The sequence below is a fragment of the Mycobacterium sp. KBS0706 genome (genome assembly GCF_005938675.2).
Lineage (GTDB): Bacteria > Pseudomonadota > Alphaproteobacteria > DSM-16000 > Inquilinaceae > Inquilinus.
The window spans coordinates 13985-28355 of sequence record NZ_VCCH02000060.1; the positions used below are offsets into that span (position 1 = coordinate 13985).

At 66.5% G+C, this 14371-nt stretch carries 15 protein-coding genes; 6 read left to right on the forward strand and 9 right to left on the reverse strand.

Annotated features, from left to right (window positions below; genetic code table 11):
- Positions 1-160: 160 nt before the first annotated feature.
- Positions 161-589, forward strand: coding sequence for a universal stress protein (locus tag FFK22_RS27275; RefSeq protein WP_138890903.1), 429 nt, complete (start codon positions 161-163; stop codon positions 587-589).
- Here the strand turns inward: FFK22_RS27275 and FFK22_RS27280 are convergent, their stop codons facing one another.
- On the reverse strand, positions 590-2326 hold the full coding sequence (locus FFK22_RS27280; RefSeq protein WP_186002678.1) for an ABC transporter ATP-binding protein/permease: 1737 nt from the start codon (positions 2324-2326) through the stop codon (positions 590-592).
- On the reverse strand, positions 2323-3090 hold the full coding sequence (locus FFK22_RS27285) for a dienelactone hydrolase family protein (protein WP_138890901.1): 768 nt from the start codon (positions 3088-3090) through the stop codon (positions 2323-2325). Before FFK22_RS27285 ends, FFK22_RS27280 begins: the two co-directional genes overlap by 4 nt.
- Positions 3091-3191: 101 nt before the next feature.
- Here FFK22_RS27285 and FFK22_RS27290 point away from each other — a divergent pair, with 101 nt between their 5' ends.
- On the forward strand, positions 3192-3875 hold the full coding sequence (locus FFK22_RS27290) for an Hsp20/alpha crystallin family protein (RefSeq protein ID WP_221938889.1): 684 nt from the start codon (positions 3192-3194) through the stop codon (positions 3873-3875).
- Positions 3876-3903: 28 nt separating this feature from the next.
- On the opposite strand, the gene FFK22_RS27295 is transcribed toward FFK22_RS27290, so the two are convergent.
- The 7 genes from FFK22_RS27295 to FFK22_RS27325 all read right to left on the reverse strand — a co-directional run bounded on the left by FFK22_RS27295 (position 3904) and on the right by FFK22_RS27325 (position 10581).
- Positions 3904-5001 carry an ABC transporter ATP-binding protein gene (locus FFK22_RS27295; RefSeq protein ID WP_138890900.1) on the reverse strand — a complete coding sequence of 366 codons (1098 nt, stop codon included), beginning with the start codon at positions 4999-5001 and terminating at the stop codon, positions 3904-3906.
- A 62-nt stretch (positions 5002-5063) separates the two neighbouring features.
- Positions 5064-5444, reverse strand: coding sequence for a hypothetical protein (locus FFK22_RS27300; protein ID WP_138890899.1), 381 nt, complete (start codon positions 5442-5444; stop codon positions 5064-5066).
- A gap of 58 nt (positions 5445-5502) precedes the next feature.
- Complete coding sequence (locus FFK22_RS27305; RefSeq protein WP_138890898.1) at positions 5503-6222, reverse strand: helix-turn-helix domain-containing protein; 720 nt, start codon at positions 6220-6222, stop codon at positions 5503-5505.
- A gap of 373 nt (positions 6223-6595) precedes the next feature.
- Positions 6596-7603, reverse strand: coding sequence for a zinc-dependent alcohol dehydrogenase family protein (locus tag FFK22_RS27310; RefSeq protein WP_138890897.1), 1008 nt, complete (start codon positions 7601-7603; stop codon positions 6596-6598).
- Positions 7604-7651: 48 nt separating this feature from the next.
- A complete protein-coding gene (locus FFK22_RS27315; protein ID WP_138890896.1) occupies positions 7652-8515 on the reverse strand; it encodes a PPK2 family polyphosphate kinase in 864 nt (287 codons plus the stop codon).
- A gap of 16 nt (positions 8516-8531) precedes the next feature.
- Positions 8532-8960: a hypothetical protein gene (locus FFK22_RS27320; protein WP_221938890.1), complete on the reverse strand. Its 429-nt coding sequence runs from the start codon at positions 8958-8960 to the stop codon at positions 8532-8534.
- Between the two features lie 28 nt (positions 8961-8988).
- On the reverse strand, positions 8989-10581 hold the full coding sequence (locus FFK22_RS27325) for a bifunctional aminoglycoside phosphotransferase/ATP-binding protein (protein ID WP_138890895.1): 1593 nt from the start codon (positions 10579-10581) through the stop codon (positions 8989-8991).
- 224 nt (positions 10582-10805) lie between these two features.
- Between FFK22_RS27325 and FFK22_RS27330 the strand changes: the two genes are divergently transcribed.
- The 4 genes from FFK22_RS27330 (at position 10806) to FFK22_RS27345 (ending at position 14347) form a co-directional block, all read left to right on the forward strand.
- Positions 10806-12383 (forward strand): cytochrome ubiquinol oxidase subunit I, encoded by a 1578-nt coding sequence (locus tag FFK22_RS27330; protein WP_143956878.1) that lies wholly within the window; start codon positions 10806-10808, stop codon positions 12381-12383.
- Positions 12384-12401: 18 nt separating this feature from the next.
- On the forward strand, positions 12402-13541 hold the full coding sequence (gene cydB / locus FFK22_RS27335; protein ID WP_138890893.1) for a cytochrome d ubiquinol oxidase subunit II: 1140 nt from the start codon (positions 12402-12404) through the stop codon (positions 13539-13541).
- Between the two features lie 12 nt (positions 13542-13553).
- Entirely contained in the window at positions 13554-13679 is a 126-nt protein-coding gene (gene cydX, locus FFK22_RS27340) for a cytochrome bd-I oxidase subunit CydX (protein ID WP_138890892.1), read from the forward strand.
- A 113-nt stretch (positions 13680-13792) separates the two neighbouring features.
- Positions 13793-14347 (forward strand): cytochrome b, encoded by a 555-nt coding sequence (locus FFK22_RS27345; RefSeq protein WP_186002679.1) that lies wholly within the window; start codon positions 13793-13795, stop codon positions 14345-14347.
- Positions 14348-14371 lie beyond the last annotated feature (24 nt).

Sequence of the window (14371 nt, forward strand, 5' to 3'; positions counted from 1 at the left end):
TCCTCGCCGGGCGAAGGGGCGACCTTGATCCAGCGCAAACCCTCTCAGGCAAGCCCGGCCGCTTGACCTGGATCAAGGCCGTGGCCGTCTTCCCGGGACAGCGTTCGGCATCGCAGCCGCGGATGGCGGCCCTCACCGATCCGCAAGGGAGCGCAAGCGGATGTTCAAGCAGATTCTGATCGCGACAGACGGCTCGCCGATTTCGGAACGGGCGGTCGATCAGGGCCTTCGCCTCGCCGCGGAGGCTCACGCGCGGGTGTGCCTGCTGACCGTGACGGAGCCGTACCACCTCACCAGCAGCTGGCCATTGGTCGGCGCCGACGACTATGCGGAATATGCACGGCGGCAGGGACAGGAGCGATTGGCCTCGGGAGCCGCTTTGGCGAGGACGCTCGGCGTGGTCTGGGAGACGATCGTGGTCGAGCACGAGGCGCCCTATGCCGCGATCATCGATGCCGCGATGAGCCACGGGTGCGATCTCATCGCGATGGCGTCCCACGGCCGGCATGGGTTCTCGGCAGTGGTCCTCGGCAGCACGACGCAGCGGGTGCTGACCCACACGCGGATCCCGGTCCTGGTGTTCCGCTGATCAGGCGGCGGCATCGCTTTCCGAGCGAGAGGGCGACCGCGGTGCATGCGATTTTGCCGCCGGATACCGGCTCAGATGGAGGGTCCGAGCATAGAAGCCAGGGCGCGCGGCGCGCCGACCGATGCTGATCACGGCGGCGTCTGCAAGTTCCTTGCGGAAGATCGCGAGCACGATCCTGCGATGGTCTTCGTCGAGCAGGTCGATCGCCTCGTCGATGAAGACCCATCTCGGCTTGTGCAGCAGCAGGCGGGCGAAGGCGACACGCTGCTGCTCGTCCATCGACAGTTCCCTGTCCCATCGCCGGGTGCTGTCCAGATCGGGAACCAGATACCCCAGTCCGGTGCGGTCGAGAGCGGCCACCAGGGCATCGTCGCCGACACCCGCAGGATCGGCTGGATAGCTCAGGGCGGCGCGCAGCGGCCCGAGCGGCATGTATGGCCGCTGCGGCAGAAACATCATGCTGTCCCGCGGCGGCAGAAGGAGCCGGCCCGTGCCCCATGGCCAGAGCCCGGCGAACGCCCGGAACAGTGTGCTCTTGCCCGATCCCGGCCGGCCGAGGATGAGGATCCGGTCACCCGGTGCAATCTCGACCTGCGTCTCGGTGAGGGCGGCGCGGCCGGCGGCGGTCGTGACGGCAAGGTGATCGAAGGCAAGGCCCCCGGCCGGATGGTCCAGGATTTCGATGCGGTCCGTCTGCCCATCGTGGCCGTCGATCCGCAGCAATGCCTCCCGAAAATCCGCGATACGCCCCAGCGTGGCCCGCCAGTCGGCAATGCGGCCGAAATTGTCGACGAACCAGCGCAGCGCTTGCTGTACCTGCAGGAAGGCGCCGACCGCCATCATCAGGTTGCCGAAGGTCAGGCTGCCGGTGAAATACGCCGGTGCAGCGACGAGGATCGGCGCCACAAGAGCGAACCAGCCGTAGCCGGAGGTGACCCAGGTCAGCCTGGTGACCGCGCCGACGATGCGGCGCATCGCCGTCAGGACTTGGTCGAGCTCCTGCTGAAGCCGCTGCCGTTCGTCGGCCTCGCCGGCGCCGAGGGCGATTCCGTCGGCATTCTCGCTCACCCGGACGAGAGCGAACCGGAGCTCGGCCTCCTGGGCGTAGCGCTCGTCGTTGAGTCCAATCAGCGGGCGTCCGACACGCCAGCTGAGCCAGGACGCCGTCGCCGCGTAGAGCAACGCGCACCAGACCATGTATCCGGGAATCGCGAGGCTGCGCCCCTGGAGCACGAACACGACGTCCTCCGACAGCAGCCACAACACCCCGACGAAGCTGAGGAGAAGGAGACCGGATTGCAGCAGGCCGACACCGAGATCGGCAGAGAGTTCGGCCAGATGGCGAGAGTCCTCATGAAGGCGCTGGTCGGGATTGACGGCGACGCCCCCAGCCCAGACCAAGCGGTACGCGCGGCCCGGCTGCAGCCATTCGGCGATCAGGTCGCCGGTGAGCCAGCTGCGCAGGCGGACCTTGACCATTTCGTGCAGCCAGGTCTGGGCGACGTTCAGAGCCAGGAGGGGGCCGGCAATCATGGCGAACACCAGGAGCTGCCGGACGAAGTCCGCAGCGTTCCTTTGGGCGAGTGCGTCGTAGAATGGCTGGTTCCAGGCGTTCAGCCGGATCTGGAGGCCCGTCGTGGCGACGATCACAAGGACGATGCCTGCCGCGAGCAGCGCGAAAGCCTGCTTGTCCTTGGCCGCCCCCAGGGTCTGGAGGAAGAGTCCGATCTGGCTCATCGGTCGTTCTCTCGCCGTCGGATCTGTCGAAGACATTCGTGGTCACGCCCAAGCCGAACGCCTGGACGGACCTGCTGCGGTTGCGGGCGTGGAGAGCTGGCTTGGCCGAGATGGTCAGGAGGCTTCGCGGTTGTGATCGTGCTTGGGTGGAGATGATGATTGAACCAATCCACCGCCAAAACCGCGATCCCGGTGATGGCATCCGCTTCGTTCCAGGGCTGGCCCGCCCAGGGGATGATCCTGATCGCCTTGGGATCCTTCAACCGCCTGCAGGCAAGCTGGTTGTCCGTGGTCAGCGGACCGTGGCTCTCGGGAACCAGCAGCAGCACCGGGACATGAACATCGTCCAGGATCTCGTGGGCAAGGTCGGGACGCCCGGCATAGCTCACGATCGCCTGGATCGGCCTGCGCTTGGCGGCGACCAATGCCGCCGCGGCTGCAGTTCCGGTCGCGAACACACCGAGCGGCAGTTTGGCGAGGTTCGGCTGCCCCGCGGTCCAGTCGATCACTCCACTGAGCCGGATTGCGAGGAGGCCTATGTCGAGGATGTTCCAGCGGAGGCGTTCCTCGTGAATGGTCAAGAGGTCGAGCAGCAGCGTCGCGAAGCCTTGCTGGCTGAGGGCCGCTGCCAGAGCCGAGTTGCGAGAATTGAAGCGGTCGGAACCACTGCCATGAACAAGGGCGACAAGGCCCTTCGGGCTATGCGGCAGCCATAGCGTGCCAGGCAGCCCAGCCGGTGAAATGCGGATATGACGGAGGATCATGGGGGAATCCCGGAAGGCCTCTTCGAGTCACCCTATCCGGCGTGGCCGCCCACGGTTTTGATCAAGATCAATGGTTTCGGCCCTCCAGCCGGACTGCTGGTTTGACCCAGGTCAAAGCGCAGTCGCTTCGACTGCTCAATATCAGCAACCAGCGCGGTCGCCCTGCCGGACGGGGCCATGGCGCGAAGAGAGCAGCGGGAGGTCCGGATTCTCGCCAGTGCCCGGCCTGCTCGCCAGCATGGAGATTGAGGATGACACAGGTATCCAAGGTTCCGGTCAAATCCGAGCACACTTCGACCCCGGCGACGGTCCGAGGTGGCGATATGTTCCGCAGCCTGAGGCAGGAGATCGACCAGGTGTTCGACAGCTTTAACCGCGGTCTGAGCTTCTTCCCGTTCGGCCGGTCGCTGTTCGGCTCCGAGCCCGGATGGTCGCGGCAACTGCTCGAGGGGATCGCGCCGGCGGTCGATATCGCGGAGAAGGAGAAGGAATACACGCTTACCGCGGAGCTGCCGGGCCTGGGCGAGCACGATGTCGAGGTCAGGCTGTCAAACGGGATGCTCACCCTCAGGGGCCAGAAGAGCGAGGAGAAGGAGGAGCGGAAGCAGGACTACCATCTCTCTGAGCGACGGTACGGCTCGTTCCAGCGATCCTTCCCGTTGCCGACCGACGTCGACTGCGACAAGATCGTGGCGAGCTTCAAGAATGGCGTGCTGACTGTATCTCTGCCGAAGACGGCCGAAGCCCTGAAGTCCGAGAAGAAGATCGAGGTGAAGGCGGCCTGAAGCTATGGGCGGGCCGGAGGCGATGCCGTCAGTTCGTCGCTTGTCCCCGGCCCGCCATATCCTCGGACGCGAGCAATCGTGCGTTCGGGCCAGAGCTGGCACATCCTGGCGCGGCGACCGCTGGCTCGATCGGTCCACGAGCCTCGGAGTGCAACGAGCCGCGCATGCTTTTCTCCACGGCCTCGGCGATCAGTCGGTATTTCAGCCGTGTCACGGCCAGATCCCGGTACCAGGTGGCGAGATCTCCCCAAGGATCATTGATCTTCGAGAGGCCCGCCATGATCGCGACGATTGTGCCGACCTCGGCTTCCCCACGGATGACATACCAGCCGCCGAGAGCGAGAGCACTTGTCACTCCCAGATGGTAGAACATGTTCATCAAAAAATTCAGGGAAAATTTGAGTACAAAAATTCCCATGTTCAGTGTAAAAATGGTGTCAAACCGACGGCTTTGTTTTGCATTTCCTGCATCGGCGGGGGATTGGGCCACCGAGATGCTGATGCCGCGAAGAACTGCGATGCGCTGCGAGACGCGCTGGTTGATCCGGCTCTGCAGGGCCGGCACCAGCACGAGTTGTGGCAGGAACACGATGAGGCTCGCGAGCGCCATCGAGGGCTGAATGTAGAACATATAGGCGAAGGCGCTTGCGAGAATGCCGCCCTGCAACAAGGGCTCCGACAGGCACTCTCCGACGAAGCCGCCGATGTCATCGCTCTCGGCAATCATCATCGACAGGCCGACGCCGTCGGTCTCGCTGTCGTGCCTGTTCGAAGGGAGATCGTGCAAACCGAGCCGGATCGCTTCGCGCAGCATCCGTACGGCGCGTTCTCCGACCCAACCTCGATAGATGTTGCTGAACAGCTTGACTGCTCCCGCGAGCAGCGCGAGGCCGCCATAGGCCATCGCCATGAGCAGGATCGGGTGAAAGTCGTGGCCGTAAAGCGCGTCGTTGATGATGCGCCGCTGCAGGTCGATTGGCGCAATGGTGAGGAGGAACGTGCCGATCGAACAGGCGGCGAGGCCGAGCTGATGCCAGCTGCTTCCCCAAAGAACGAAGCCGAGCAGCGTACCAGGAAGGCCCTTTGTCGATGATTTGATCCGGGCCGCCGGGGCAGTGAAGAGCATATCCGTCTCCGTTACCGCAATCGGATTGGCCCTCCGGCAGAGGACGGGCCTCTTCCGCGTGTCTATGCTTTTCTGCCGCTGGCGATGGGATGGTCGGTGCCGGTTGAAGCGGCGACTTGAAGATTCGATGCGTGGAGGCTGCGGCAGAGATCGGCGAGATCCCGGACATCGAGTCCAAGGACGGAGGCGGTATAGCGACGAGTCTTCGGCTCGATCATGATGCTTCCGATCGCGGACCCGGCGTTTCTCAGGCAGGTCCACGCCTGCATGAGCAAATCCTCGTCGCGGGACACGACGGCATCGTGGAGCAGTCTCGTCGCTGAGCAGAACTTGGCCTGTTCTCGCGGGAGAAGGTCCTGGCCCGTGCGGAGAAAACGCTGATAGCGGCTTCGCATCGCTTCCAGGCAATCGGTCAGAAGCAGGATGGTTCGACTGCTGTGCATGGATGCCTCCCTCGGAACAGGATCGTTCTTCGGTGACGACGGACGTGATCGGCCAGGCTCACGCAGTCCCGAGCCGGACCGCGGGCTCGTCGCCTTCGGTCATCAGCTCGAGGGCCGGGCGGTCGAGCAACGACACGCGGTGGGCTCCCGTCATCTCGATCAGGCCATCGTGCTTGAGGGTCGCGAAGATCCTGCTGACGGTCTCGAGCGTCAGGCCGAGATAGTCCCCGATATCGCCGCGCGACATCGGCAGGCTGATTGTCTTGCCATCCGGCGCCTTGCGCGCCAGTTCGAGCAGGAAGCCGACGACCCGTTCGGTCGCGGTCCTTCGGCCCAAGGTCAGCAGCCTCTCATAGGCTGCGGTCAATGACCGGCAGGTGATCTCGCGGAAGCGATGACCGACCGCGCCATCGGTTTGGGCGAGATCCTCGGTATGCCGGCGGGGATACCGGATGACCACCAGGTCGGTCAGGGCCTCGGCGCCGAACCCGTGCTCGCCCAGCGCCTCGAAGCCGAAGAAGTCGCCAGCATGGAGGAAGGTGCCGATCTGGCGCCGGCCGTCGGGCAGCAGCTTGCAGGTGCAGCCAGTGCCGGAGACGACCCGGTACCAGTTCAGGGCAGGATCCCCCTCGCGATAGACGGCGCCGCCGCGTTGGACAGAGACGACGGTGCCGAGCGAGGCCAGGCTGGCCGGCGCATCGTCGCTGCGATGAGGCGGCAGGGTGGGAACGGGGCCTTGTCGCGGCCGGGACATCGGGAGGGCGCTGTGCGTCTGCATGGTTGCCTCGCTGCCGTCGATTGGACGTGCAGCTGTCGTACGCCTCGGCCACGCCTCGCATCATTCGGTTAGGTCCGTACGGAAAACTACTTACGCGGCAAAAAAAGGACCCGGCCGGGGCCGGGTCAGTGACTGCCGGTGCCCCGGTTGCAGAGCCGGGGCACCGTCCAAAGAGACGGGGCGCCGCTCTGTTCGTCTTTGATCCGGATCAATGAGGCATCGCCTCGGCGCAACCAAGCTGCCGATGTCGAAGATTGACGATCGGAGGCAGTCCGTGACCACCCTTGAATTCCTGATCCTTGGCGGGATTCTCGCCGCGTTCGTCTTGTTTGCGGCCAGCTTGGCTGTGGTGAGCTGGCGCGGGTGAGCCGCCTCAGCGGCTGTTGTCGGCGATCGATCCGGGAACCAGCACCGCGGCGCCGGTGAGACGGCCTTCGCGAAGCCGGGCCAGCGCCTCGTTTGCCTGGTCGAGAGGCATCGCCAGCGTCTCGGTCTGGATCGGCACCTCTGCGGCGATGGCCATGAAGTCCTCGGCGTCGCGGCGCGTCAGGTTGGCGATCGCGCGGATGGTCCGCTCCGGCCAGAGAAGGGCGTATGGGAAGCGCGGGATATCCGACATATGAATGCCGGCGCAGATGACGGTCCCACCCTTCCGGACCGCTTGCAGCGCTTTGGGAACCAGCTCCCCCACCGGCGCGAAGATGATGGCGGCGTCGAGCGGCGCCGGCGGCATCGCGTCGGACCCGCCGACCCAGGCGGCTCCGAGGCGCCGGGCGAAAGCCTGGGCTTCGGCGTCACCGGGCGCGGTGAAGACCGAGACCTCCTGGCCGCGGTGGCGGGCGATCTGGATGACGATATGGGCGGAGGCTCCGAAGCCGTAGAGGCCGAGCCGCGGCCCGGTGCCGGCCAGGCGCAGGGCGCGGTAGCCGATCAGTCCGGCGCAGAGGAGGGGAGCCGCCTCGACATCGCCATAGTGCTCCGGGATCGGCACGCAGAAGCGCTCGTCGGCCTTCGCATACTCGGCATAGCCGCCGTCCAGCTGATAGCCGGTGAAGCGCGCGTTCTCACACAGGTTCTCCTGGTCGCGGCGGCAGAATTCGCAAGTGCCGCAGGCCCATCCGAGCCATGGCACGCCGACCCGGTCGCCGGTCTTGAAGCGAGTGGCCTCGGTGCCGGCCGCAACCATCCGGCCAACGATCTCATGGCCCGGGACCAGCCACGGCTTAGGGGACGGCAGCTCGCCATCGACGACGTGCAGATCGGTCCGGCAGACGCCGCAGGCCGACACGCGGATGACGATTTCGGTCGGGCCCGGAGCGGGGTGCGGCAGGTCCGCGGGCTCGAGCCGCGTCCCCGGCTTCGTCAGGATCATGGCCTTCATGGACAAACCCTTTGCATTGGCTCCCGGCGAAAGACGGCCGATCGGAGTCTATTCGTTCTCCAACCTGACTCGCGCGGAGAGCAGTTGCTCCTGCAATTCGGGTCCGAGCACTGGAATGGCGAGGCCGAGCCCCTCTATCGCGTCGACGATGACGGACGCCACAGCCTGGTGGGCGAACCACCTGTTGTCGGCCGGAATCACGTACCAGGGCGCGTGCGACGTGGCCGTGGCCCGGATCATCTCCTCATAGGCCGTCATGTAGTCGTCCCAGCGCTGGCGTTCGGTCACCGAAGCCGGGTCGAATCTCCATCGCTCCCCAGGGTCATCGAGCCGCGCCAGGAGGCGCCGCCTCTGCTCTTCCTTCGAGACGTTGAGGAAGACCTTCAGGACCAGCGTGCCGTTGCGGGCCAGGTGGCGCTCGAAGGCATTGATATCCTCGAACCGCTCCGTCCAGATCGTCTTCGCCACCAGCTTCGGCGGCAGGTGCTGGCTGCCCAGCACGTCGGGGTGGACCCGGACGACCAGCACCTCCTCGTAGTAGGAACGGTTGAACACGCCGATCCGTCCGCGCTCCGGCAGGCGCCGGGCGGTGCGCCACAGGAAATCGTGGTCCAGCTCTTCCGCCGAGGGTTGCCTGAAATCGGTGACCCGGCAGCTCCGTGGATCCATCCTGGACATGACGTATTTGGCAGTGCTGCTCTTGCCCGCGGTATCCATGCCCTGGAGGATCAGCAGCACTGACCAATGGTCCTGAGCGTAGAGCCCTTCCTGGAGCTCCGTCAGCCGGGCGAGGTCCTGCATAGTGGCTTCGACGGTGAGGCCATTGGTATCGGTGGGGTCCCAGACGGCCAGCCTGAAGCCGTTGCCGTCATCGACCCGATAGTGCTTGGCCAGCCCGTTCAGCTTCGTCATCGATGGCCCCCGGGGCTCAGCCGAAGGCGGCCGGCCAGGGCCGGACCCGGACGATACGGAAGGGGCGAGTGACGCCGTCATGCTCGGTGACCGAGACGTACTCGCCTTCGACGAAGCGATGGTTGTCGAGCCGCCAGATGGGCTCGTCGTCATCCTCTCCCGGGGCGTAGGAGAAGGCCCAGCGGTGGTTGCGGAGATGGATCAGGCGGCCATGCTCGTCATCGGCGCCGGACCAGAAGCGGCGGACGCTGCATTCGCCCCGGCGGGCCCGCCAGGCCTCGGCATCGAGGTAGCCATCCGGATCGAGGGGGGCGATCAGTTCGTAGCCGCAGTCCGGCGCGCCCTGAGGAGCGTCCGGCGTCCGCGCCAGTTCCATGCGGATGCGAGAGAGGGATTTGGCGTGGGCTTTTGATCGGCGCCGGCTCTGAAGATCATAGGATGCCATGGAATGGCTCCTTTCGCTTATGAATGGCCTAGACCACACTGGCGTCGACCGGTGGCTGGGCCGCCGGGATCCCGACGAGCCAGCCGAGCCGGCCGAGATACCGCAGCGTCCGGAAGACCAGGGTCGAGACCGGAATGTCGGCCGCGAAGCCTGCCCAGTCCGGAGGCGCGGCGGCGTCGCTTCGCTGGAGCTTGAGCACGGCCGGGGTCGCATCCGAGGCATCGCCGGTCCGGGCCGACAGGCGGGCCGTCAGCACGGCGTCCGGTGCATCGAGCCAGATGCGCGCAAAAGGTACCTGCCGGCGATCGGCCACGGCCTGAATGGCTGCCCGCTCGGCCGGTTCCAGGAACGTGGCGTCGGCGATCACGGTGCAGCCGGCCGCCAGAAGCAGATCAGCCTCGCGGCACAGCGCATCGTAGACCCGGGCGGTCTGGTCGGACGTATAGGCGCTGTCGGGCAGGTGGTCCTCGGGTGCGAGGCCGTGCAGCCGCTTGCGGATGACGTCGGATCGCAGGATGCGCGCCCCCAGGGGCTGGCCGACATGGGGAGCGAGATGGGCCGCCAGCGTCGACTTGCCGGTGCCGCTGACACCGCCGATCGCCAGGAGGCGCGGCGGGCTGGCCTGGAACAGGTTCTCCGCCAGCGTGAAATACGACATTGCCCGCCGGCGCGCCTCCAGCCGCGCCGCGGCGTCGGTCGCGCTGCCGGCCACTGTGGCCTGGACATGGGCGCGGATGGCGGCGTGGATCGACAGGAAGAGCGGCAACAGGGCGGCGCCCTCGGCCTCGTCCGGCATGCGGTCGAGGTAGCGGTTGAACACAACGCTGGTGAGATCGCCCTGCGAGCGCTCGACCAGGTCCATCAACAGGAAGGACAGGTCGTAGAGGATGTCGACGCAGGCCAGACGGTCGGAGAACTCGATCGCGTCGAACAGCATCGGCGCACCGCGCCACAGCGCGATGTTGCCGAGATGAAGGTCGCCATGGCTCCGGCGCACATGCCCTGATCTCTGGCGCTGGTGCAGCAGCCCCTCGTGCCGGGACGCCTCGTCCAGCGAGCGCATGGTCAGCCGGCTGATCGCCGCGGGGTCGAACAGCCCGGTCCCGAAGCGCGCCAGGTTGCCGTCGTTCTCGACGATGATCTCGGCGATGGCCGCAGGTCCGCCGAACTGCTGTTCTTCCGGCAACGACCGATGAAAATCGGCGATCCGGTCCGCGAGGTCACGCATCATCGCGACGGTCAGCTGTCCGTGGCGGGCCAGCCGGTCGAACTGTCCGGACGCGTCGAAGCGCAACATGACGAGCAGCCAGTCGACGATCGTGCCGTCGCCGCCGAGCGACAACTCGCCCTCCGCGGTCTGGCACACCGGCAACACCCGCAGATAGAGGTCTGGCGCCGTCCGCCGGTTCAACGCCAGCTCTTTCTCGCAGGCTGCGCGCCGGAGCTCCGGGGTGGAATAGTCGAGATAGCTGAAGCGCACCGCCTTTTTCAGCTTGTAGGCATGCCCGCCGGCCAGGAAGACGACCGAGGCGTGGGTTTCCACTCGCTGGACACTGGTGACGCCGTAGGCCTCCGGTTGGGACAGAAAGGCGACCACCTCTCGCTGGGCATCTGCTGTCATCGTCCTCTCCTCCTTGATGAGGCTGATCGTGCCGATGCGCAAGGGAAGCGACCTTGAGCTAGATCAAGGGCGGCGCGTTCTGAAATCGCCTGGTTTATCCGAGCGACTGGCCGGGTTTGATCCAGATCAAGGCGGTCTCGCCTGGCCTGGCCGATAGCACCGGGGCCGCCGGAAGCGTGGGCCGCTCCGGCCCCGATATCAGACCGCCAGGGGGACCTTGCGCCGTGACCACAGCCCTCGACCTCGTGCAGCTCTCGCGGCTGCAGTTCGGCCTGACGGCCATGTACCACTTCCTGTTCGTGCCCCTGACGCTCGGCCTTGCCGTCCTGCTCGGCATCATGGAGAGCGTCTATGTCATGACCGGCCGTGAGGTCTGGCGCCGCATGACGAAGTTCTGGGGCACCCTGTTCGGCATCAATTTCGCCATGGGTGTCGCCACCGGCATCACCATGGAGTTCCAGTTCGGCATGAACTGGGCGTATTACAGCCAATATGTCGGCGACATCTTCGGAGCGCCGCTGGCGATCGAAGGGCTGATGGCCTTCTTCCTGGAGGCGACCTTCATCGGCCTGTTCTTCTTCGGCTGGGACCGGCTGTCGAAGGTCGGCCACCTGGTCGTCACCTGGATGGTGGCGCTCGGCTCCAACCTCTCGGCGCTGTGGATCCTGGTCGCCAATGGCTGGATGCAGCACCCGGTCGGCGCGCGCTTCAATCCCGATACCATGCGGATGGAGGTGACGGACTTCATGGCCGTCATCTTCAACCCGGTGGCGCAGGCGAAGTTCGTCCACACCGTCAGCGCTGGCTATGTGACCGGCGCGGTGTTCGTGCTCTCGATCAGCGCGCTCTACCTGCTGCGCGGCCGCCATGTCGATATCGCCAAGCGGTCGATGACGGTGGCGGCCAGCTTCGGCCTCGCCGCCGCCCTGTCGGTGGTCGTGCTCGGCGACGAGAGCGGCTACACCGCCGGCGAGAACCAGAAGATGAAGATCGCCGCGATCGAGGCGATGTGGGACACCGAGCCGGCGCCGGCCGCCTTCACCCTGTTCGGCCTGCCGGACCAGGAGGCTCGGCGGACCGCCTACGAGATCAAGGTGCCCTGGATGCTCGGCCTGATCGCCACCCGGTCGGTCGACGGCGAGGTGCCGGGCATCAACCAGCTGGTGGCCCACGCGCAAACCCGCATCCGCTCCGGCCTCGTCGCCTATGACGGGCTGCAGCGGCTACAGGCCGACCGTGCCGACGCCGAGGCCCGGGGCCGCCTGGCCGCCCATGCCGACGACCTCGGCTACGCGCTGCTCCTGAAGGCAATCCGCCCGGACATCCTCGCGGCCACCGACGCCGAGATCGAGCAGGCGGCCTGGAGCACGGTGCCGGGCGTCTCGCCGCTGTTCTGGAGCTTCCGGCTGATGGTCGGGCTCGGCTTCTTCTTCATCGGCCTTTTCGCCGTCGCCTTCACCCTGGCCTCGCTGCGCCGCCTGCACACGTCCCGCCTTTTCCTGCGGGTCGCGCTGTGGGCGCTGCCGCTGCCCTGGATCGCGGCGGAGCTCGGCTGGTACGTGGCCGAGGTGGGGCGCCAGCCCTGGGTGATCGAAGGCGTGCTGCCGACCTTCCTGGCGGTTTCCAACCTGTCGACGGGCAGCGTCCTGACCACGCTGCTGGGCTTCGTCGCCGTCTATTCGGTCCTGCTCATCGTCGACGTCTATCTGATGACCAAGGCCGTCCGCCTTGGCCCCGCGCCGTCGGGGCCGGACCTCTCGGCCGAACCCGGCCTGGCCGCCGCCCCGGCCGCGGCCGAATAGCCCCGCAAGGATCCCGCCATGTTCGACTATGAAACCCTGCGCCTGATCTGGTGGGCGCTGCTCGGCATCCTCCTGATCGGCTTCGCCGTCATGGACGGCTTCGACCTCGGCGCCGCGACGCTGCTGCCCTTCATCGGCCGCAACGACGCCGAGCGGCGGATCGTCATCAACACCGTCGGCCCGGTCTGGGAGGGCAACCAGGTCTGGTTCATCCTGGGTGGCGGGGCGATCTTCGCCGCCTGGCCGCCGCTCTACGCCGTCGCCTTCTCTGGCTTCTACCTCGCCATGTTCCTGGTGCTGTTCGCGCTGATCCTGCGGCCGGTGGCGTTCAAGTTCCGGTCCAAGCTCGAACACCCGACCTGGCGCCGAACCTGGGACTGGGCGCTGTTCGTCGGCGGGTTGGTGCCGTCGCTGATCTTCGGCGTCGCCTTCGGCAATGTGCTGCAGGGCGTGCCCTTCCGGTTCGACGAAGCGCTGCGCATGACCTATGAGGGCACGCTGCTCGGGCTGCTCAACCCCTTCGCGCTGCTCTGCGGCCTGGTCAGCATCGCCATGCTGGCGATGCACGGCGGCGCCTGGCTGGCGCTGAAGGCGGCGGAGCCGGTGGCGGCGCGGGCGGTCACGTTCATGCACTTGGCCGCGATCGCCCTGATCGCGCTGTTCGCCGTTGCCGGCCTCTGGGTGACGATCGGCATCGACGGCTACGCGATCACCAGCGAGTTGGCGCATGCGGGGCCGTCGAACCCCCTGCTGAAGCAGGTGACGCGGGAGTCCGGCGCCTGGCTGGCCAACTATGGGACACATCCCTGGACCCTGGCCGCGCCAGTTCTCGCCTTCCTCGGTGCGTTCGGCGTGATTGCCCTGTCCGGTCTGCAACGGCCCGGCCTCGCCATTCTGGCGAGCGCGCTGAGTGTGGCCGGCGTGATCGCGACGGCGGGGTTCAGCGCGTTCCCCTTCCTGCTGCCGTCCTCGCTCGATCCGAACGCCAGCCTCACGGTGTGGGATGCCTCGTCGAGCCGCCTCACCCTCGCGATCATGCTGGGCGCGACCGTGGTCTTCCTCCCCCTCATTCTTGCCTACACGGCCTGGGTCTACCGCGTGCTGCGTGGCCGCGTGACCCTGGCCTATGTCTCCGACAACCCGACCAGCACCTACTGAAGGAAACGACCGATGTGGTACTTCGCCTGGGTCCTCGGCGTCGGCTTCGCCTGCGCCTTCTCGATCCTCAACGCCATGTGGCTCGAGCTGTATGAGGACGGGACCGCCGCGGCGACCCGCGGTGGCCGGCGGACCTGACCCGGCCCGCATGGTTGTCGATTTGTAACTGGATTCGAGAGACCCGGACGATACCAATGGTCGGCGTCGGCCTGGGGACGGCCGAACATTCGATGTCAAGAGAAGGGGGCATCATGCTGAAAACGAAGCATGATCGGCTGGCCTATGATCTGGTCGCGCAGATGCTGCACTGGCTGACCCTGCTGCTGCTGGGGCTGCAATTCGGGCTGGCCTGGTCGGCACCGGAGCGGCTGGCGTCGCCGGATGCGCTGATCAGCCTGCACCTATCTTTCGGGGTTGTAGTCCTCATCGTCGCTCTGGTCCGGCTGGCCTGGCGAGTGATCCGGCCGGCCCCGGCGCTTCCAGCCGATCTCCCCGACTGGCAGCGGCTCGGCTCGCACGCTCTGCAGGTCCTGCTCTATGTGCTGCTGATCGCCCTGCCGATCCTGGGATGGCTTTGGGCCGGCGAGCGGGGATGGCCCGTGAGCCTATTCGGCTTCGCAGCGCTGCCGGATCTGGCCTCTCGGGGCTCATCCTTCGGCCGGCTGGCCGGCGACCTGCATGGCTTGCTGTCTAACGTCCTTCTGGTGCTTGTCGGCGTCCACGTCCTGGGCGCGCTGTACCACGCCGTCGTCCGGCGCGACGGGGTGATGCAGCGCATGCTGCCGGCGCCCCGGCGCCCTACCTGATCCTCCGGTGCCATGGCGTCTGCC